The organism is Roseospirillum parvum (assembly GCF_900100455.1).
Lineage (GTDB): Bacteria > Pseudomonadota > Alphaproteobacteria > Rhodospirillales > Rhodospirillaceae > Roseospirillum > Roseospirillum parvum.
Genome location: NZ_FNCV01000002.1, coordinates 149,629 through 168,343 on the forward strand (window position 1 = coordinate 149,629; position 18,715 = coordinate 168,343).

The following is an 18,715-nucleotide window of genomic DNA, read 5'->3' on the forward strand; positions in this document are numbered from 1 at the left end:
GGTCATCGCTCGGCCCTTCCCGGCCATCGGCCCAATGGGCTACCGTTGACTCTCCATCCAGGGACTCCCCATCCAGCCAGGAAAGATGGATCATGACCGAAGCGCCAACCTCGCGGTTGTCCGACGCCACGGCCCTGCCCAAGGTCGACCGCGACCTGCGCCACCTGATGGACGCCTTCGCCGAGGTCCTGCACGAGATCGGCGAGGGCGAGCTGGCCCGGCGCCTGCCCTGGCCGGCCGAGAACGGCGCCCCCATCGCGCTCGACGCGCCGGGGGTCAACGACTGGCCGCAGGACCTCGACGACCCCTTGACCGAACGGGCCGTGGAAGCCCGCTCCATCGCCTTCCAGTTGCTGCATCAGGCCGAGGAGAACGCCCTCGCCCAAAGCCGCCGGCAGGTGGAAAGCGAGGGCGCCCTGGATGCCGACTCGGGCTCCTGGGAATACGTGCTCAGCCGGCTGGCCGCCGATGGCTGGAGCGAGGCCGAGATTGCCGCCGCCCTGGTCGAGGTCCACGTCGAGCCGGTGCTCACCGCCCACCCGACCGAGGCCAAGCGGGCCAGCGTGCTGCACCACCACCGGGCCATCTACCGCCTGCTGGTCGACGCCGAGAACCAGATGTGGACCCCGGGCGAGCGGGCCAGCCTGCGCGAGGACATGAAGGCGGCCCTGGAACGCCTGTGGCGGACCGGCGAGATCCTGCTCGAAAAGCCCACCGTGGCCGGCGAACTGGGCATCGTGCTCCACTTCCTGGGCGACGTCTTCCCGGCCACCCTGCCCTGGCTCGACCGCCGCCTTTTGACCGCCTGGCAGCGTGTCGGCTTCGATCCGGCGAGCCTGGACGAGGCCACCCGGCGGCCCCGCCTGAGCTTCGGCAACTGGGTCGGCGGGGACCGCGACGGCCACCCCCTGGTCACCCCCGAGGTCACCGCCCGCACCCTGGAAAGCCTGGCCACCCGGGCCCTCGACAACCTGCGCGCCGCCCTGGCCCGGCTCGCCGCCGGGCTGTCGCTCAGCGTCTCCCGCCAGGCCGTGCCGGAAGCCCTCAGCCACCGCCTCGACGCCCTGGCCGAGGCCCTGGGCGAAGCCGCCCCGCCGGCCCTGGCCCGCAACCGCGATGAGCCCTGGCGCCAACTCCTCAACCTGATGATCGCCGCCCTGCCCGACCCGCTCGGCCCGCCGGCCCCGGGCCGCTACCGGACGGCCGACGCGCTGCTGGCCGACCTCGACCTGTTGAGCCAGACCCTGAAGGAGATCGGCGCCGAGCGTCTGGCCCGCCGCGACGTCACCCCGGTGCGTCGGCAGGTGGCGACCTTCGGCTTCCATCTGGCGGCCCTCGACATCCGCCAGAACAGCGCCTTCCACGACCGCGCCCTGGCCGACCTTCTGACCGCCGGCGGCATCGACGGCGCCGACTACGCCGACTGGCCGATGGACCGCCGGCGCCAGATGCTCGACCGCGAGTTGGCCTCGCCGCGCCCCTTCATCCACGACGGCCGCCGGGCCGGCCCCCACGCCGAGGCGGTGATCGGCGCCCTGGCGGTGGTCGCCCAGCGCCTGGAAACCCACGGCCCGGCCGGCCTGGGCGCGCTGATCGTCAGCATGACCCGCGACGTGGCCGACCTTCTGGCCGTCTACCTGCTGGCGCGGGAGGCCGGCCTGCTCGCCTTCGGCGAGGACGGCGCCGCCTGTCCGCTGCCCGTGGTGCCGCTGTTCGAGACGATCGAGGATCTGGCCCACAGCCCGGCCATCCTCGACGCCTTCCTGGCCCACCCGGTGACCCGCGCCAGCCTGGCCCGGCAACAGCGCCAGAGCGGCGCCCCCAGGCCCAGCCAGCAGGTGATGATCGGCTACAGCGACAGCGGCAAGGACGGCGGTCTGGTGGCCAGCCAATGGGGCCTGCATCAGGCCCAGGCCGCCATGGTCGAGGTGGCCGAGCGGCACGGCGTCACCTTGCGCTTCTTCCACGGCCGGGGCGGCACCATCAGCCGCGGCTCCGGCCCCACCCACCGCTTCGTGCGCGCCCAGCCGCCCGGCGCCATCGACGGGGCCCTGAGGCTGACCGAGCAGGGCGAGACCATCTCGCAGAAATACGCCAACGTGGTCACCGCCGCCCACAACCTGGAACTGCTCACCGCCGGCACCCTGAACGCCACCCTGCGCGGCCGCCGGGCCAGTCGCGCGGCCCACCCGCTGGCGCCCATCATGGCGCGGCTGGCCGAGACCAGCCGGACCCGCTACCGCCAGCTTCTCGAAACCCCCGGGTTCATGGACTTCTACGCCCAGGCGACGCCGATCGACGTGATCGAGGCCAGCCGCATCGGCTCGCGCCCGGCCCGGCGCACCGGCAAGCGGACCATGGAGGACCTGCGCGCCATCCCCTGGGTCTTCGCCTGGAGTCAGGCCCGCTTCCTGGTCTCGGCGTGGTACGGCGTGGGCAGCGCCCTGCTCGACCTCTTGGACGACGACCCGGAGACCTTCGAGCGCCTCGCCACCTGCAAGCGCGACGCCGACTGGCCGCCCCTGCACTACCTGATCAGCAACGCCGCCACCGGCTGGGCCACCGCCGATCCGGCGATCATGCAGCGCTACGCCGGGCTGGTCGGCGACCCGGTCACCCGGCAACGCCTGCTCGACCCGATCCTCGACGAATACGAACGCACCCGCCACGGCCTGGAGGCCATCTACCAGGGCCCGCTGGCCGACACCCGGCCCCGCGTCCACCACGTGCTGGCCCTGCGCGGCCCGGCCCTGGAACCGATCCACCAGCGCCAGATCAAACTGCTCCAGGCGTGGCGCGAGGCCAAGAACAACGACCACGCCGACCAGGCCGACGCCCTGCTGCCGCCGCTGCTGCAAACCGTCAACGCCATCGCCGCCGGCCTCGGGGCGACCGGGTAACCAAGGGGGCGCTGCCCCCTTTGAACCCCCGCCGGGGGGACCAGGGGCCCCCCCGGACCCCCGCCGTGACTTAAAACCCCACACAGGGGGGCTTGGCCCCCTGTGTGGGGTTTTGATTCAGGGTGGGGTCTGGGGAGGGCCTCCCGGCCTCCCCAGCGGGGGTCAAGGGGGCAGCGCCCCCTTGCCGGCGAGCCGCACCAGCAGCCCGATGTGATCGCTGGGCCAGGTGCCGTCAGCGCCCGGGGTATTCAGCACCGGGCGGCACTCGGTGACCTCGAGGTGCGGGCCATCGGCCCCGGGCAGCAGCAACAGGTGGTCGATGCGGCCGCTTTCCGGGGGCAGGTCGCGGTGGGTGGCGAATTCCGGGTCGGCGGCGCCGGCCATCAGGTCGATCGCCGGATGCCCGGGGTGATCGATCAGCCAGTGCAGGCAGGCACCGTCCGGCGGGCAGTTCATGTCGCCGCCGAGCAGCACGCTGGGCCGGCCGGGCTGGGTGTCGAGGTGCGACAGGATGGCCTGCAACTGGGCCAGCCGCAGGCCGTCCGCCTGCTCAAGATGGGACAGATGGGTGTTGACCACCACCAGATCGCCGTGCGGGGTGGCCAGCCGGGCGACCAGGGCCTGCCGGTCGCCGTCGGCGGCGTCCTTGGGCAACTCCAGCACCTCGTAGCGGTCCAGCGGTCGGCGCGACAGCAGGGCCAGGCCCGAGGTGCTGGAGACGCTCCGCCCCTCCACCTGGCGTGTCTTGGCGCGCGCCGCCGGGGCGATGGCGAACAGGCCCAGGCGCTCGGCCAGCGCTTCGGCGGTCGACAGGCCGAGGGAGGGGGCGGCGAAGGCTTCCTGAAGCAGCACCACATCGGGCGCCAGGGCGGCCAGCCCGTCGGCCATCAGGTCGAGCCGGCGGCGGTACGGCCCTTCGCCTTTCCAGGTGTTGAGCGTGACCACGCTCAGCGCCCAGTCGGCCTGGGCGGGGGGCGGGGGGGCGGCGGTCGGGTTCACGCGGCGGGGTCCTCGGATTCAATCAGCGCGGCAATATCGCCGCGCACCATGAACCTGTTATATGGGCGTAACAATCCAAGGGTTTCAAGGGGACAGCCGGGCCGGGCCGGGTCCCTCGCGGCGCAGCCAGACGGTCGCCGAGGCGGCCCGGCCGGCGGCGTCGACCACCGTCAGGCGGGCCGCGCCGGGGCCTTGCGGTTGCCAGCGGGCGGGCCGCCGCCAGTCGCCCGGCCGGCTGCCCGGCAGGTCGGCCAGCGGGCGACCATCGACCAGCCAGGTCAGCGGGGCCTGCCCGCCGGCCGCTTCCAGGGTCACACCCCGCCGCGCCCCGGCCCAGTCGAGGACCAGTCCGTCGCTGGGAAAGCCCAGACGCGGCCCCTCCCCCCGGCCCGGGGTCGGCGGCTCGAAACGGGCCAGGGCGGGGGGCAGATCGGCCGCCGAGGCCGCCACCAGACGCCCCGGCGGCGGTGGCGGCGGACGGCGGTCGTCGCCGGGCAGTCGGGCGAAGGCCTTGAACAGCAGCGGCGCGGCGGTGTCACGCCCGATCCGCCCGGGGCTCGGCGAGCCATCGGCCCGCCCCACCCAGACGCCGATCGCCATGCCCCCGTCAAAACCCAGCGCCCAGGCATCGCGATAGCCGTAGGAGGTGCCCGTCTTCACCGCCACCCCAGGCAGGAAGCCGGGCGGCGGCGGAGCGGTGCGCAGGATCTGCCCGACCTCCCAGGCGGCCACCGGGTCGAGCAGTTGGCGCACCGGCGGCGCCTCGGCCGGGCGCGGGGTGAGGGCCGGCGGCCGCCAGCGCCCGCCGGTCCCGAGCATGGCGTAAAGGCCGGTCATCTCGCGCAGTGTGACGCCCACCCCACCCAGGGCCAGGGCAAGGCCGGGCGGTGCCTCGCCGGGCAGGCGCGGCGTCACCCCGGCGGCGGTCAGGCGGGCGGCCAGACGGGCCGGGCCGACCCGGGCCAGAAGCTTGACCGCCGGCACGTTCAGCGACAGGGCCAGCGCCTCGCCGACCGTCACCTGACCCAGATAGCCGCCGGAAAAGTTGGTCGGCCGATAGCTTCCGAAGCGGGTCGGCACGTCGTCGATCAGGGTCTTGGGGTGGGCCAGCCCATCGGCGAAGGCAAGGCCATAGATCAGCGGCTTGAGGGTCGAGCCGGGCGAGCGCACGGCGCGCGACATGTCCACCGCCCCCTGGCGGGCGGTCTCCAGCAGCCCCGGCGAGCCGACCACGGCGCGGACCTCGAAGCTGGCCAGATCGACCGCCACCAGGGCAGCCGAGGTCTTGGCGTCGAGCCCCGCCACATGCTCGGCGACCAGGGCTTCGAGATCGACCTGGAGGGCGGCATCCAGGGTGGTGCGCACCACCGGCCCGGGAGCGGTCTCGACCAGTTCGCGGGCCACATGGGGGGCCAGCCGGGGCAGCGCGTGGCGCCGGCTGGGCAGCGGCTCGGCGGCCGCCCGCGCCGCCTCGGCGGCCGACAGCAGGCCGGCCTCGACGGCCACCGCAAGCACCCGGTCGCGGGCCCGGCGGGCGGCCTCGGGGTGGCGGTCGGGGCGCAGGCGCTCCGGGGCCTGGGGCAGGGCGACCAGCAGCGCCGCCTCGGCCGGCGACAGACGCGCCGGCGGCTTGCCGAGCCAGGCCAGACTGCCCGCCCGCACCCCCTCCAGGTTGCCGCCGAAGGGAGCCAGGGTGAGGTAGGCCCGCAGCACCCCGTCATCGCCCAGGGCGCGGGTCAGGGCCAGGGCGCGGGCCGTCTCGCGCAGCTTGGCGGCCAGGGTGCGCGGCGCCGGGTCGAGCCGCCGGGCGACCTGCATGGCCAGCGTCGAGGCGCCGCTGACCACCCCGCCGGCCAGCAGGTTCTGCCCGGCGGCGCGCAGCACGGCCGGGGCGTCGACCCCCGGGTGTTGGCCGAAACGGCGGTCCTCGCGGGCCTTCAGCAAGGCCCGGTAGAAGGGGTCCACCTCGGCCACCGCGACCGCCAGCCGCCAGCGCCCGTCGGGGCTGAGGAAGGGACGCAGCAGGGTGCCGTCGCCGGCCACCACCTCGGACGACACGGCGGGCAGGGCGCGCGACAGCGGCCGGGCGGCCAGCCAGTCGACCAGCAGCGCCGGGCCGAACAGACCGGCCAGCCCGGCCAGCCCGATCCCCCCGGCGAGCAGGCGGCGGGCGATCATTGGGCCGCCGCCGCCCCGATCACCATTTCGCCCATCGCCCCCCAGCCGGCGTCGCGCGGCCGGTACATGTCCTCCACGTAGGGCGCCGGCAGGACGTAGGTGCCGGGGGTGACGGCGCGCACCAGATAGGCCAGCGCGCGCGACTCGGTGCCGTCGATGTCGAGCGCCGCCACAAAGCGGTCGTCGCGCCGCTCGGCGTGCTCGGGCTGGGTCAGCCTGGGCAGCCAGTCGAGGCCGGCGAGGCCCCGGCCGCGCCCGGTGGCGACGTTCTCGATCTCCAGCCCGGCCGGCAACAGGTCGACCACCAGGGCCTGACGGGGCCGGCTGTCGGCCGCCTTGAGGCGGATCAGGGCGACCAGCACGGCATGCGCCGGCACCGCCGCCGGATCGACCGGGTTGCCGTCCAGGTCGTGGAAGGTGCGCTCGATGGTGAAGCCGCGCCCGCGTTCGGCGGCCCGCGGGGTAGCCGGGATGCCGCGCACGTCGAGGCTGGTGAACAGCGGGCCCGGCCCGGCGTTGGCGACCATCAGCCCCCGGTCCAGGGCCGCGCGGTCGGGGCTCAGAGTCAGCGGGCCGGCCACCGGATCGGCCCCGGCGACGGCGATGCGGCTGTCGGCCTGATCGGCCAGCAGGTGGCCGGCGGCCAGGGCCAGCCAGGCCTGCTCCTGGGTCGACAGCCAGCGCCGCGCGGCCCGCCGCGCCGCCACCTCCTCGGCCAGGGCCAGGGGAGCGAGGCCGGGCAGGTCGTGCTCGGCGGCCAGGGTCAGGCGGGCCGCCAGATCGCGCAGCGGCGAGCCGTAGTCCGGCGCCCCGCCCTTGAAGCTGGCCCGTTGCAGCGGGTCATGGTCGTCCAGGGCGGCGAGGCGCGCCCGGTCGCCGGCCAGCAGCAGGGCGGCGGCCAGATGGTCGCGGGCCAGCCCGGTCGGCAGGTCGCCGCCCCGGGTGTCGGCCAGCCAGCGCAGCGAGCCCAGGGCCGGCCGGCCGGCCCGGGCCAGCACGTAGTGGGCATAGGCCAGGGCGGGCAGCCGGGCGGTCGGCGCCTCGCCGGTGGTGGTCAGGCGCGCCAGATAGTCGAGGCCCCGGGCCAGCGCGAAGTCGGGCACGGTGACCCGCCCGCTGGCCTGGACGCGGAGCAGGAAATCCAGGGCATAGGCGCTGAGCCACGGATGGGCGCCGCCGCGCGGGCTCCACGCCGCGAAGGCCCCATCGCCGCGCTGGCGGGCAATCACCCGATCCACCGCCCGGGCCACCCGGCGGTCCAACTCGGCCTGGCTGGCCGGGGCGGCCATCCCGGCCCGGGCGGCCAGGGCGGCGCCGTCGATCAGGGGCAGGGCGGCGCTGACCGTCTGCTCGGTGCAGCCATAGGGGTAGGCGGCCAGGCTTTCCACCAGCCCGGCCAGCCCGAGCCGGGGCACCCCACCGAAGGCGGCGGCCACTTGCACGGTCTCCGGCAGCAGGCCCTGGGTCACCTCGGCATCCAGGGTGACGCGGCCGCCGGGCGGCAGTTGCGCGGTCAGGTGACGGGTTTCCACGGTCTGCGCCGGACGCACGGTGAGCGCCCAGGTGCGGACCCGCTGGCGGCCGTCGGGACCGCTCAGGCGGACGGTCAGCCGTCCCGGGCCGACCGCCGTGCCGAGCAGCTCGAAGCCCAGCCCACGCCGCGCCCCCTTCGGCAATTCCAGACTGGCCCGGGCCGGACTCACCGCCAGGGCGCCGGTGGTTTCGGCCTCGACCGTCCAGGTGCCCGGGGTGGCGGCCAGATTGTGCACCTCAAGGCCGATGCGGGCGGCGTCGCCGGGGGCCAGGAAGCGGGGCAGCCCGCCGGCGATGACCAAGGGATCGCGGACCAGCAGCGGCGCCTCGGCGGCGCCCACCGCGTTCGGGCTCCAGGCCACCGCCATCAGGCGCAGGCGGCCGTTGAAGTCGGGCAGGTCCAGGGCCACCTCGGCCCGCCCGTCGGCGTCCACCGCCACCGGGCCGGAGAACAGGGCGACCGTCTCGATGGGGCTGTCGTCCAGGCGGGGGCCGTGACCGCCCAGGGCGTCGCCGCCCGAGCGCGGGATGCCGCGCCCCCCGGCCCGGGGCCGGATCAGACGGCCGTAAAGGTCGCGCATCTCCACCCCCAGGCGGCGCTTGCCCAGGTAGTGGCCGGCCGGATCGGGGGTGGCGAAGCCGGTCAGGCCGAGGATTCCCTCGTCGACCGCGGCCAGGGTCAGGTGCACCGCGCCCTCGGCGACCCCGGCGCCGGCCACCTGGAGGGGAATGTTCACCGTCTGCCGGGGCGTCACCTCGGCCGGCGGATCGAGGCTGACGCTCAACCGGCGCGGCGCCGGATCGACGCCGACCCAGGCCAGCCCGACCGCCCGGCCGGGGCCGTGTGTCTCGGCCCCGTCCACCGCGCCCGGCGTGAACAGGGTGGCCGAGACATAGGCCCCGACCCCCCAATCCTCGGTCACCGGCAATTCCAGGGTGGTGGTCCCGGGCTCGACCGTCAGGGCCCGGGTGGTCACCACCTGCTGGTGGGCCACGGCGACCAGCAACTGGCCGGCCCGGGGCACGGTGACCGCCACCCGGGCGGTGTCGCCCAGCGCCACGGCGGCGCTCTCGGTTTCCACCTTCAGGGTGTCCGGGGTGTCGTCGTCGGCCAGACGGGGGCTCCACCAGCCGGCCCGGAAGCGCACGGCGCTCAGGGCCCGGCCCTCGGGGTCGAACACCTCCAGCCGGTAGCTGCCGTTTTCCATGCGGCGGGCCAGCCGGGCCGGACCCTCGGCGGGCAGGGTGAGGGTGCCGCCGGCCACCGAGCGTTCACGGGTGACGGCGCGGACCTGCCAGCGGTCGCCGTCCAGCGTCCATTGGTAGTCGCGGATTTCCTCGATCAGCTCCCAGCCCAGCGGGCCGGGGGTCGCCGCCTGCCCGTCCGGGGTGCGGGCGATGACCTCGAAGGCGGCCTCGGCGTCGGCCGCCAGGGGGCCGGAGAACAGAGGCTTGAGGCCGATGAAGAACGGCCGGTGATCGACCGGCAGGGTCATCTGGCGGCGCACCACGCGGCCCGAGGGTTCGCGCACCTCCACCTCAAGGCGGGCCTCCAGCGGGGCCAGGGTGTCGGGCAGGGCGGGCAGGATCAGCGGCAGACGGGCCTGGCCGTCGGCATCGGTGCGCGCCTCGGCCAGCGGTTCGGTGCGGCCGGTGGGCGGCGCCAGCGGGCCGAAGCTGTAGCCCGCCGCGTTGGGGAAGGGATCGGGCGCGGCGACCACCCGCACCTGCCCGGTGACCGCCAGATCGGCCGCCGGAGCGCCGTAGAGGAAATCGGCCTGCACCGTCAACCCGGCCGGCGGGGCGCCGCTTTCCAGGCGTGCCCGGTCGCTGTCCAGGGCCACCTCGACGCGGGCCGGGACGAAATCCTCGAGCAGGAAATCGGCGCTGCCGATGGGCGGCCGGTCGGGATCGACCCGCGCCACCAGCCGCCAGGTGCCGGTCGGCCAGTCGGCGCCGGTGTCCAGCGACAGCACATGCCCGCCCGCCCCGTCGCCCGGACTGACCCGGCGCCACGCCTCGGAGCCATCCGGACGCAGCAGGCTGAAGGTCAGCGGCGCCGTGGCCGCCCGCGCCCGGTCGTCGCGCAGCAGGGCAGTCAGGTGGACCGTCTCGCCGGGCCGGTAGATGCCCCGCTCGGTGGTCAGGAAGGCGTCCAGCGGGCCGGGCGGCGGCCGCCCCTCGACCCCCCGGTCGGAGAGGTCGAAGGCGGGCCGGGTCAGATCGAGGAAGGCGAAGTCGGCGTCCGCGCCGCCGCGCCGGGCGACCACCGCCACCGGGGTGCGCCCGCCGTCGCCGGCCAGCAGCCCGGCGGGCAGGCGGGCCAGCCCCTCGGCATCGGTGGTGGCGCGGCCCAGGGTATCGGTGTTGCGGGCGATCAGGCGCACCTCGACCCCCGCCACCGGGCGGGCATCGGACAGCCGGCGCAGGGCCACGGTCAGACCATCGGCGCCGGTCAGGGCGCTGAGCCCGAGATCGGTCACGGTCAGCCACTGGGTGGCCTGGGCCGTCCAGTCCTTGACCTCGGGCCACAGCGGGCGGGCGGTCAGCGCATAGAGCCCGGGCGGCCGGTCGTCGGGCAGCAGGCCGGCCAGGGGAACCAGGGTGGTGGTCTCGCGATTGGGCTGGTCGGGCAGGTCGATCTCGCCCCGCCACAGCGCCTCGCCCACGTTGGCGGCCAGCCACTGGGCATCCCACTGGCTGAGGTCCTGGAACAGCCGCCCCTCGCGCAACTGGCCGGCCAGGGCGTCGTCGCCCAGGCGGTAGAGGGCCAACTCGGCCCGGGTCACGTTGATGGCGCTCAAGGGCACTTCGGGATCACCGTCGCGCGGCAGCACATGGCCGGGCTCGGGGAAGGCGACCCGGGGGGCGCGGGCCGGCACGTGGATATCCAGCTCGCGGCTGGCCGGCAGGCGGGCCGGGCCGGCCGCCGGCAGTCCGGCGCGCAGGGTCAGATCATAGCTGGCGGCGTGCTCGAAGCCCTCCAGGCACAGCCGGGTGTCGTTCACGGTCAGGGCCAGATCGACGGTCGGCGTCACCGTCACATAGTCGGCGTAGCCATCGGCCCCGTCGCGTTTGAGCGGCGCCGAGAAGGTCAGGCACAGACTGGCCCGGGGGCGCTCGGCGTCCAGAGCCTGATCCTTCAGGCGCAGGCTGCCGGGGGCCAGCCACAAGGTGCGCTCGGCCCGCCCGGGGGTGGGCGCCACCGCCTCGGCCCAGGCGGCGAGGCGCCACGCCGCGCCGTCGGCGCCGCGCGCCTCCAGCACCCGCGACAGGAGGTCAAGCGCCGGGCCCTTGACCGCCGGATCGTCGCTGCCGGCCTGGGCGATCCAGGCGGCGGCCGCGGCTTCCAGGGCGGCGGCGTCCTGGCCCGCCTCGTAGCCGGCCAGGGTCAGCCAGTGGCGCGGCGCCCCGGCGCCCAGGGCGATGGCCTGACGCTGGATGCGCACCGCCGCCCACCAGTTGGCGTCCTCGGCCGCCGCCCGGGCCTCGGTCAGGGTGCGCTGGATCAACGCCCCGTCGGTGCTCCGCTCGGCCTCGTCCAGCACCCGTTTGGCATAGGCCCGGGTGGCGGCAATGACCTCGTGCACCGGAGCCAGGGCGGTGGCCGCCCGCGCCGCCTGATCGGCTGCCTGATTGGCCGACTCGGGCGGCGGTTGGGTCGGGGCCTGGGCCGCCACCGGCAGGGCGGCGAGGGCGCAGATCAGCAGCAGAACCAGGGCTGGCGGCGAGCGGCGGAGCATGGCGGGGCCTCCCGAAGGTGAGTTGCCCGTCCAGTCTATCGCAGTCAATCGTGGCGCGCGCAGGGCAGGCCGCGTCGATGCTGGCCAGCGGCCGGGGGTTTGGGCATACTCGCTGGAAAACAAAGTGGTATGGGGCCGCTCCCGGCAAAACCCTGGGGGGAGGAGAGCGGTCGCGACGATAACAGGGGGAGTTGCCGCCATGAACCTGGCTCACCTGCTGGCCCGGGCGGGGCGCGCCCATGGGGCCCGGCCCGCCGTTGCCCTGGGCACCACCGTCACCCACGATCAGGCCCGCCTCGCCGGGCGGGTCGCCGCCCTGGCCGCCACCCTGCGCCAACGTTTCGGTCTGGCCGAGGGGGCGCGCATCGGCTTGGCCATGAAGAACTGCCCGGCCTACGTCGAGGTGATGTTCGCCGCCTGGTGGGCCGGGCTGGTGGCGGTGCCCATGAACCCCAAGCTGCACCCCAAGGAATTCGCCCACATCCTGACCGCCAGCGGGACCCGGGTGTGCTTCGTCACCGCCGATCTGGCCAGCGCCATCGCCGAGGCGGCCAACGAGGCGCCCGACCTCGACCAGATGATCGAGGTGGACAGCGCCGAGTACGAGGCCCTGTTCACCGACCACGCCATGGAGCCCTTCAACCGCGCCGGCGACGATCTGGCCTGGCTGTTCTACACCTCGGGCACCACCGGCCGCCCCAAGGGGGCCATGCTCAGCCACCGCAACCTGCTGGCCATGAGCCTGTGCTACTTCGCCGACGTCGACACCATCGCCCCGGGCGACGCCATCCTGCACGCCGCCCCCATGAGCCACGGCTCGGGCATGTACATGCTGCCCCACGTGGCCGGCCTGGGGATGCAGGTGATCCCCGAAAGCGGCGGCTTCGAGCCGGCGGAAATCCTCGAGCTGTTCCAAGCCCACCAGGGCGTCGCCATGTTCGCCGCGCCGACCATGGTGCAGCGCCTGATCGACGCCCCGGGCGCCGAGGCGGCGGCCCACTCCGGCCTCAAGACCATCGTCTATGGCGGCGGGCCGATGTACGTCTCGGTGTGCAAGCGGGCGCTCGACCTGCTCGGCCCCCGGCTGGTCCAGATCTACGGCCAGGGCGAAAGTCCGATGACCATCACCGCCCTCTCCAAGGCCCTGCACGCCGAGCGCGGCCATGCGCGCTGGGAAGAACGGCTGGCCAGCGTCGGCATCGCCCAGAGCGCCGTCGAGGTGATGATCGCCGACCCCGAGGGCCACGCCCTGCCCGACGGCGAGATCGGCGAGGTGGTGGTGCGCGGCGAAACCGTCATGAGCGGCTACTGGCAGGACCCCGGCGCCAGCGCCAAGACCCTGCGCGACGGCTGGCTGTACACCGGCGACATGGGCAGCCTCGACCCCGAAGGCTTCCTGACCCTGAAGGACCGCTCGAAGGACGTGGTCATCTCGGGCGGCACCAACATCTACCCGCGCGAGGTGGAAGAGGTCCTGCTGACCCACCCCAAGGTGGCCGAAGTCGCCTGCCTGGGCCGCCCCCACCCAAGCTGGGGCGAGGAGTTGGTCGCTTTCATCGTGCCGGCCGGGGACGCCCCCCTCGACCCGGCGGAACTGGACGCCCTGTGCCTGGACAACATCGCCCGCTTCAAACGCCCCAAGGACTACCTCCTGGTCGACCACCTGCCCAAGAACATCACCGGCAAGGTGCTGAAAACCGAACTGCGCCAGTGGCTGAAATCGCGGCCCTGAGGGCCTGCCGCCTGCCGGCGGCAAAGGGGGCGCCGCCCCCTTGACCCCCGCTGGGGAGGCCGGGGGCCTCCCCAGACCCCACCACGAGTCAAAACCCCACAGAGGGGGCAAGCCCCCTCTGTGGGGTTTTAAGTCATGGCGGGGGTCCGGGGGGGCCCCTGGTCCCCCCGGCGGGGATCAAAAGGGGCAGCGCCCCTTTGCCACCGGCAGGCGTCAGGCACCGAGGACGGCGATCAGGTAGCCGTAGGCCGTGTGGTGAGCCTTGAACAGGGCCATTTCGCGGCGGGTCTCGGCGATGGCGGCGATAAGGTGGGGATCGTCCGCCGGCTCGGCTTCCAGGCGTGCGAGGTTGGCGGCGAGCGGCGTGTAGTAGCTCTCCCACCACGCCTCGGCGGGCAGGCGGTGGGCCGACAGCAGCCCGAACCCGGCCGCCTCGGCGCGGGCGATCAGGCCGCTGGCGGTGGTCATCCCGGGGTAGGCCTCGGCCCAGTGGCGGGCCGCCTCGGGCGGCGGGTCGGGGGTGAACCAGACGCACTCGGAGAGCACCAGCACCCCGCCCGGCCTGAGCAGCGGACGCCACGCGGCCAGCGCCGCCGGCACACCGACCGCATAGGCGGCGCCTTCCGACCAGATCAGATCAAGGCTGGCCGGCCCGAGGCCGGGGTCCAGCATGTCGGCCACCCGGGGGATGACGCGCCCGGCGGCGGGCGGCGGGGCGGCTTTCAACTGGTCGATGAAGTCGGCCGCGAAATCGACCGCCACCACCTCGGCATCCAGATGTTCGGCGATCTGGCGGGCGGCGACGCCGCTGCCACAGCCCAGATCGGCGACCCGGGGACGGGCCGGCAACCGGGGCGCCAGATCGTCGAGCAGGCGCGCCGTCAGCGCCGTCGAGCCGGGCCCCTGGCGGGGCAGACCCCGGTGCAGGGCGATCAGCGCCGCGATTGCGGGGTCGGACTCGGTCATCGGCCGGCTCAGCCGTCCTTGGTTTCGGGGTCGTCGCTGCCGGCGTCGTCGTCGCTGGCGCTGCTCCACACCGGGCCGCCGAACACCGAGGCGGCATCGGGCGCCGGGCCGTCGCGCGGCGAGATTTCCTCGGCCGGCGCTTCCTCGACCGGGGCGGCGGGCTCGTCGGGCTCGGCGATGGTGTGGCGGCGCGGGCTCAGGGCGACCATTTTCTCGAGGTCGGCCTCGGAGCACAGACCCAGGGTAACCGGATTGCGCGGCTTCAGGTTGGCGGCGTTCCAGTGGGTCTTGTCGCGGATGGCGTTGAGGGTCGGCTTGGTGGTGCCGATCAGCTTGCAGAGCTGGGCGTCGGTCAGCTCCGGGTGGTGCTTGAGCAGCCAGGCGATGGCGTCCGGGCGATCCTGCCGCTTGCTGACCGGGGTGTAGCGCGCCCCCTTGGCCCGGGTCTGCGGGCGCGGGTTGTCGGTGCGGGCCAGCTTCAGCTTACCCTCGGGGTTGGCCTCGCAGGCCTTGATGTTGTCGGCCGTCAACTGGCCGTTGGCCACCGGGTCGAGACCGACGATCCCCTGGGCCACCTCGCCATCGGCGATGGCCTGGATCTCCAGCTCGTGCATGCCGGTGAAGTCGGCGATCTGCTCGAAGGTCAGCGCCGTGTTCTCGACCAGCCAGACGGCGGTGGCCTTGGGCATCAGGGGCAGGGACATGGACGACTCTTCCAGGGTTTTGTTGGTTGGATGAGGGCAAAGGTTCGCCGGCCCGCCAGCCACCCCGAAAGCAGGGGACCGGCAGGGGAGGCGCGCTGTCGAAACGGGGAGCCTCCGGATCACGGACATTTCCGTTTACGGCATTCGCGGCCCGGGGTCAAACGGCTTGGGACCGCGCCAGGCGTGAGGGGAAGACTTGGGGGGTGCCGCCGGGGCTCGACAAGGCGGGGCGGCCTGGGTCATGGTGGCGATCGGCACGTTCCCCCTTTCGACCAGGAGGCCCGCCATGGACACCGACGATGTGGCCCCGCCCCCGGCCCCGCCGCTTGGCCTGCTGGGACGTAATCTGGACGGCATGTCGCTGGCCGATCTGGCCGACTATATCGAGCAGTTGAAGGCCGAACAGGCCCGCGCCGAAGCCATGATCGAGGCCAAGAAGGCGGCCCGGGCGGGCGCCGAAAGCATCTTCGGCGGCTGACGCCACCCCCGCCAGCCCGACGCCGTCCGCGCCCACCAACCGACAGGGAGAAGAGACGTGAGCCTTCAAGGAAAAAGCGCCGTGGTGACCGGCTCGACCAGCGGCATCGGGCTGGGCATCGCCCGCGCCCTGGCCGCCGCCGGGGCCGAGGTGATGCTGAACGGCTTCGGCGAGGCGGCCGAGATCGAGGCCCTGCGCCAGGAGATGGAACAGACCCACGGCGTGCGCGTGCTGTATCACCCGGCCGACCTCTCCCAGCCCGAGCAGGCGGTGGACTTGGTCAAGCAGGCGGAAAGCGCCTTCGGCAAGGTGGACATCCTGGTCAACAACGCCGGCATCCAGCACGTCGACAAGGTGGAGGACTTCCCGCCCGAGCGCTGGGATCAGGTGATCGCCATCAACCTGTCGGCCGCCTTCCACACCACCCGGGTCGCCGTGCCGGGGATGAAGGCGCGCGACTTCGGGCGCATCATCAACATCGCCTCGGCGCACGGCAAGGTGGCCTCGGTGAACAAGGCGGCCTATGTGGCGGCCAAGCACGGCATTGTCGGGCTGACCAAGGTGGTCGCCCTGGAAACCGCCGAGCAGCACATCACCGTGAACGCCATCTGCCCGGGCTGGGTGCGCACGCCGCTGGTCGAGGCGCAGATCGAGGCCCGGGCCAAGCAGAGCGGCCGCCCCTACGAGGAAGAGGCGGCCCTGCTGCTGGGCGAGCGCCAGCCCTCCAGGCGTTTCGTCACCCCGGAGCAGATCGGCGCCTTCACGGTGTTCCTGTGCGGGCCGGACGGCGACGGCATCACCGGCGCCGACCTGTCGGTGGACGGCGGCTTCACCACCCACTGAGCCGCCTCATGCTGCCCAAAACCGCCGGCCTCGACGACTTCGCCTACCGCACCCCGATCCAGTTGCGCTGGGGCGATTTCGATCTGTTCGACCACGTCAACAACGTCGCCTATTACAGCTATTTCGAACACATCACCCTGACCTTTTATCGCGAGCACCTGGGCCTGGACGTGGTCCAGGGGCCGCTGTTGTGTCTGGTGGTGGAGAATGGCTGCCGCTTCCTGGCCCCCATCGATTCCGGCGAGTACAAGGACGCCGGGCGGATGATCACCGGGGGCTTGAGGGTGGTCCGGCTGGGCACCAGCTCGGTGACCTACAATCTGGGCCTGTTCGCCCAGGACGCCGGGCAACCGGCCGCCCTGGCCTACTGGATCCACGTCTTCGTCGGCCGCGGGTCGGGCCGCCCCGAGCCGATCAGCGAGCCGGCCCGGGGGCGGCTGGCCGACCTGGTCGCCGGGCCAATCGAGAGTTGAGGAGGGCTCCATGTTCACCCGCACCCTGGCCGAGGTCGAGGCCGGGCCCAACTTCGTCGACTGGGGCAACGGCACCAGCCACCGGCTGCTGACCCGGGCCGACGGCATGGGCTTCACCGTTACCCACACCGTGGTCCGGGCGGGCAGCGAAAGCCTGCTGCACTACCGCAACCATCTGGAGGCCTGCACCTGCATCGCCGGGCGCGGCGAGGTGGAGGACGAAGAGGGCACCGTGTTCCCGCTCGAACCGGGCACCATCTACGTGCTCGACCAGCACGACAAGCACTGGCTGCGCGCCGACCCGGGCCAGGACATGGTGCTGATCAGCGTCTTCAACCCGCCGCTTGAGGGCAGCGAGAAACACGACCTGAACAACCCGGACGGCTCGGGCTACTGACGACACGCCCCCCGGGCGGCCCGCCTTGACACCCAGCCTTCGCGGCCTGCCCTCCCGCCGGTCCTTCACGGCCCACCCTCCCGCCGGTCTTTCACGACCCACCCTCCCGCCGGTCTTTCACGACCCACCCTCCCGCCCGTCTTTTCACGACCCACCCTCCCGCCCGTTGGGCAGCCTCCCCCGAAACGCCGAAAGGCCGCCCGAAGGCGGCCCATCTCGTGGTCTGGTGTGGCGCGGGTTGGGGACCCGATTGAGGGAACCCGGCTCAGGTAACCGAGCGACGCACCGGTCCGCCTTGGGACGGAGTCGGCGCCCCAGTTTCGGCATCAAGCTCGGCATCAAGCTGGGCATCCGGGGCGGCTCCCCCCTCGCGCCCCACGCGGGCCTGTTCGGCGGCGATGGCCTTGGCCAGGATCTCGCCCACCTGCTGCGGGTTGTCGAGGGCGCGCAGCATGGGCTGGGTCTTGGTGAAGTGCCACGGCCGGGTGTGCGGCCACAGGTGGAAGAAGGCCAGCCGGTCCTTGTGATTGAGCACCATGGGAATGTCCCCGGTGCCGTCCGGATGGATCTTCAGCGACACCGTCTCGATCTTCGAGAACGGCAGGTTGATCGATCTGGGCAGGGCGATCCCGAAGCGCATCACCACCCGACGGCTGGTGATGGTGTAGATCGATCCCCGGGCGACGGCCCAGGCGTAGACATACAGCAGGCCGACCACGAACAGGCCGGGAATGGCGGGAATGAGGGTCGCCTCCACAACCTGGGAAGCCGGCTGGCCATCCGCGAAGGCGGAATACCCGGCCCAGGCCATCAGGAGAGCGAAATAGAAGGTCACCGCGCGAACGTGCAGGGCGCGGAAGGCCAGGCCTTTGCGGCCTGGCCCCCCTTGCCACAGGATCTGCTCGTCCTCGGGTGGGTGTTCCGGAAGCCCGGGAACGGGCTCCGACTCGTACTCACCCATCACATCGGTCACGAGAACGGACCTCGCCTTACTTGTTGGCGTACAGGGTACCGCCGGCGTAGTAGGCCTGGATGCGGTCTTCCTCACGCAGGGTGATCTGCTCGGCGCTCTTCGGCGTCGGCACGTTGGCGAAGCTCTTGGCGTCCATCGACTTCACGGTAACGGTACGGGTGAGGTCGTTGAAGACGGCCATCGGCATCGGCACCAGAACGGTCTTGCCGGCCTTGGCACCGCCCTCGGCGCCGCCCAGGCTGACTTCCAGGTAGCGGATGATGTTCTCGGCCCGGTCGACCCAGACGTCGCTCACCGCGCCAACGGTGGTGCGGCAGCCGGCAACCACGGCCATGCCGCGCGGATCGGGATCCTCCGGAGCCAGCCACAGGTCGGCGTCGGTGCGCAGGGGCACGATGCGGGTGCGGCCTTCCAGGGTCTTGTCCGGGGTGTCGGCACGCTCGGCGTAGGCGGCGGGGCCGACGCCATCGACCAGCGGATCGCCGGTCGGGTCAAGCGGGGCGCCCGGGAAGTTGCCAACCCGGGTGGCCTTGATGGCCCGGGTGTCGCGCGCCGCGTTGGGCGCCGAGTAGGTGCCGCCCTGCGGCTTGTAGAAAATCTTCGGGGCGGGCAGGTTCCACGGCCCGATGGACATGATCTTGCCGTCGGTGTCGCGCTCCAGCGGGTAGCCTTCGCGGCGGTCTTCGCGACGCAGGTAGAAGATCACGCCGAACAGGAAAATCCAGAACGCGTAGAGGACGATCTGGGCAACGTCCATGTAGCTCGAAAAATCGCCAATCATTGCATGGCCTCCTTC

At 73.3% G+C, this 18,715-nt stretch carries 13 protein-coding genes; 6 read left to right on the plus strand and 7 right to left on the minus strand.

From position 1 onward, the window contains the following. The first annotated feature begins 92 nt into the window (after nucleotides 1-92). A complete protein-coding gene (locus BLR95_RS03715; protein ID WP_092615625.1) occupies nucleotides 93-2,900 on the plus strand; it encodes a phosphoenolpyruvate carboxylase in 2,808 nt (935 codons plus the stop codon). Between the two features lie 162 nt (nucleotides 2,901-3,062). Here the strand turns inward: BLR95_RS03715 and BLR95_RS03720 are convergent, their stop codons facing one another. The 3 genes from BLR95_RS03720 to BLR95_RS03730 form a co-directional block, all read right to left on the minus strand. After that, nucleotides 3,063-3,899, minus strand: a complete 837-nt coding sequence (locus tag BLR95_RS03720; RefSeq protein WP_176787593.1) for an endonuclease/exonuclease/phosphatase family protein — start codon at nucleotides 3,897-3,899, stop codon at nucleotides 3,063-3,065. 84 nt (nucleotides 3,900-3,983) lie between these two features. Next, nucleotides 3,984-6,077, minus strand: coding sequence for a penicillin-binding protein 1C (pbpC, locus tag BLR95_RS03725; protein ID WP_092615631.1), 2,094 nt, complete (start codon nucleotides 6,075-6,077; stop codon nucleotides 3,984-3,986). Further along, nucleotides 6,074-11,353 (minus strand): alpha-2-macroglobulin family protein, encoded by a 5,280-nt coding sequence (locus BLR95_RS03730; RefSeq protein ID WP_092615634.1) that lies wholly within the window; start codon nucleotides 11,351-11,353, stop codon nucleotides 6,074-6,076. Before BLR95_RS03730 ends, pbpC begins: the two co-directional genes overlap by 4 nt. A 199-nt stretch (nucleotides 11,354-11,552) precedes the next feature. On the opposite strand from BLR95_RS03730, the gene BLR95_RS03735 reads away from it, so the two are divergent. Then, a complete protein-coding gene (locus BLR95_RS03735; protein ID WP_092615638.1) occupies nucleotides 11,553-13,085 on the plus strand; it encodes a class I adenylate-forming enzyme family protein in 1,533 nt (510 codons plus the stop codon). A gap of 213 nt (nucleotides 13,086-13,298) precedes the next feature. On the opposite strand, the gene BLR95_RS03740 is transcribed toward BLR95_RS03735, so the two are convergent. Both BLR95_RS03740 and BLR95_RS03745 read right to left on the minus strand, forming a co-directional pair. Then, nucleotides 13,299-14,051 carry an SAM-dependent methyltransferase gene (locus BLR95_RS03740; protein ID WP_092615641.1) on the minus strand — a complete coding sequence of 251 codons (753 nt, stop codon included), beginning with the start codon at nucleotides 14,049-14,051 and terminating at the stop codon, nucleotides 13,299-13,301. An 8-nt stretch (nucleotides 14,052-14,059) separates the two neighbouring features. Further along, nucleotides 14,060-14,755: a DUF1013 domain-containing protein gene (locus tag BLR95_RS03745; protein ID WP_092615644.1), complete on the minus strand. Its 696-nt coding sequence runs from the start codon at nucleotides 14,753-14,755 to the stop codon at nucleotides 14,060-14,062. Between the two features lie 286 nt (nucleotides 14,756-15,041). On the opposite strand from BLR95_RS03745, the gene BLR95_RS03750 reads away from it, so the two are divergent. Genes BLR95_RS03750 through BLR95_RS03765 form a run of 4 tightly spaced genes read left to right on the plus strand, consistent with a single transcriptional unit; the run spans nucleotide 15,042 to nucleotide 16,946 of the window. Next, entirely contained in the window at nucleotides 15,042-15,233 is a 192-nt protein-coding gene (locus BLR95_RS03750) for a DUF1192 family protein (RefSeq protein ID WP_092615647.1), read from the plus strand. A gap of 57 nt (nucleotides 15,234-15,290) precedes the next feature. Beyond that, the gene (locus tag BLR95_RS03755; protein WP_092615650.1) at nucleotides 15,291-16,076 is read left to right on the plus strand and encodes a 3-hydroxybutyrate dehydrogenase; all 786 of its coding nucleotides are present in this window, start codon (nucleotides 15,291-15,293) and stop codon (nucleotides 16,074-16,076) included. Between the two features lie 8 nt (nucleotides 16,077-16,084). Next, nucleotides 16,085-16,549 carry an acyl-CoA thioesterase gene (locus BLR95_RS03760; RefSeq protein ID WP_092615653.1) on the plus strand — a complete coding sequence of 155 codons (465 nt, stop codon included), beginning with the start codon at nucleotides 16,085-16,087 and terminating at the stop codon, nucleotides 16,547-16,549. Between the two features lie 10 nt (nucleotides 16,550-16,559). Further along, complete coding sequence (locus tag BLR95_RS03765) at nucleotides 16,560-16,946, plus strand: ectoine synthase (RefSeq protein ID WP_092615656.1); 387 nt, start codon at nucleotides 16,560-16,562, stop codon at nucleotides 16,944-16,946. Between the two features lie 265 nt (nucleotides 16,947-17,211). Here BLR95_RS03765 and puhB read toward each other — a convergent pair whose 3' ends face one another. Both puhB and puhA read right to left on the minus strand, forming a co-directional pair. Further along, nucleotides 17,212-17,919, minus strand: coding sequence for a photosynthetic complex putative assembly protein PuhB (puhB, locus tag BLR95_RS03770; RefSeq protein ID WP_245689232.1), 708 nt, complete (start codon nucleotides 17,917-17,919; stop codon nucleotides 17,212-17,214). Between the two features lie 16 nt (nucleotides 17,920-17,935). Beyond that, complete coding sequence (gene puhA, locus BLR95_RS03775) at nucleotides 17,936-18,700, minus strand: photosynthetic reaction center subunit H (protein WP_092615658.1); 765 nt, start codon at nucleotides 18,698-18,700, stop codon at nucleotides 17,936-17,938. Nucleotides 18,701-18,715: the final 15 nt, after the last annotated feature.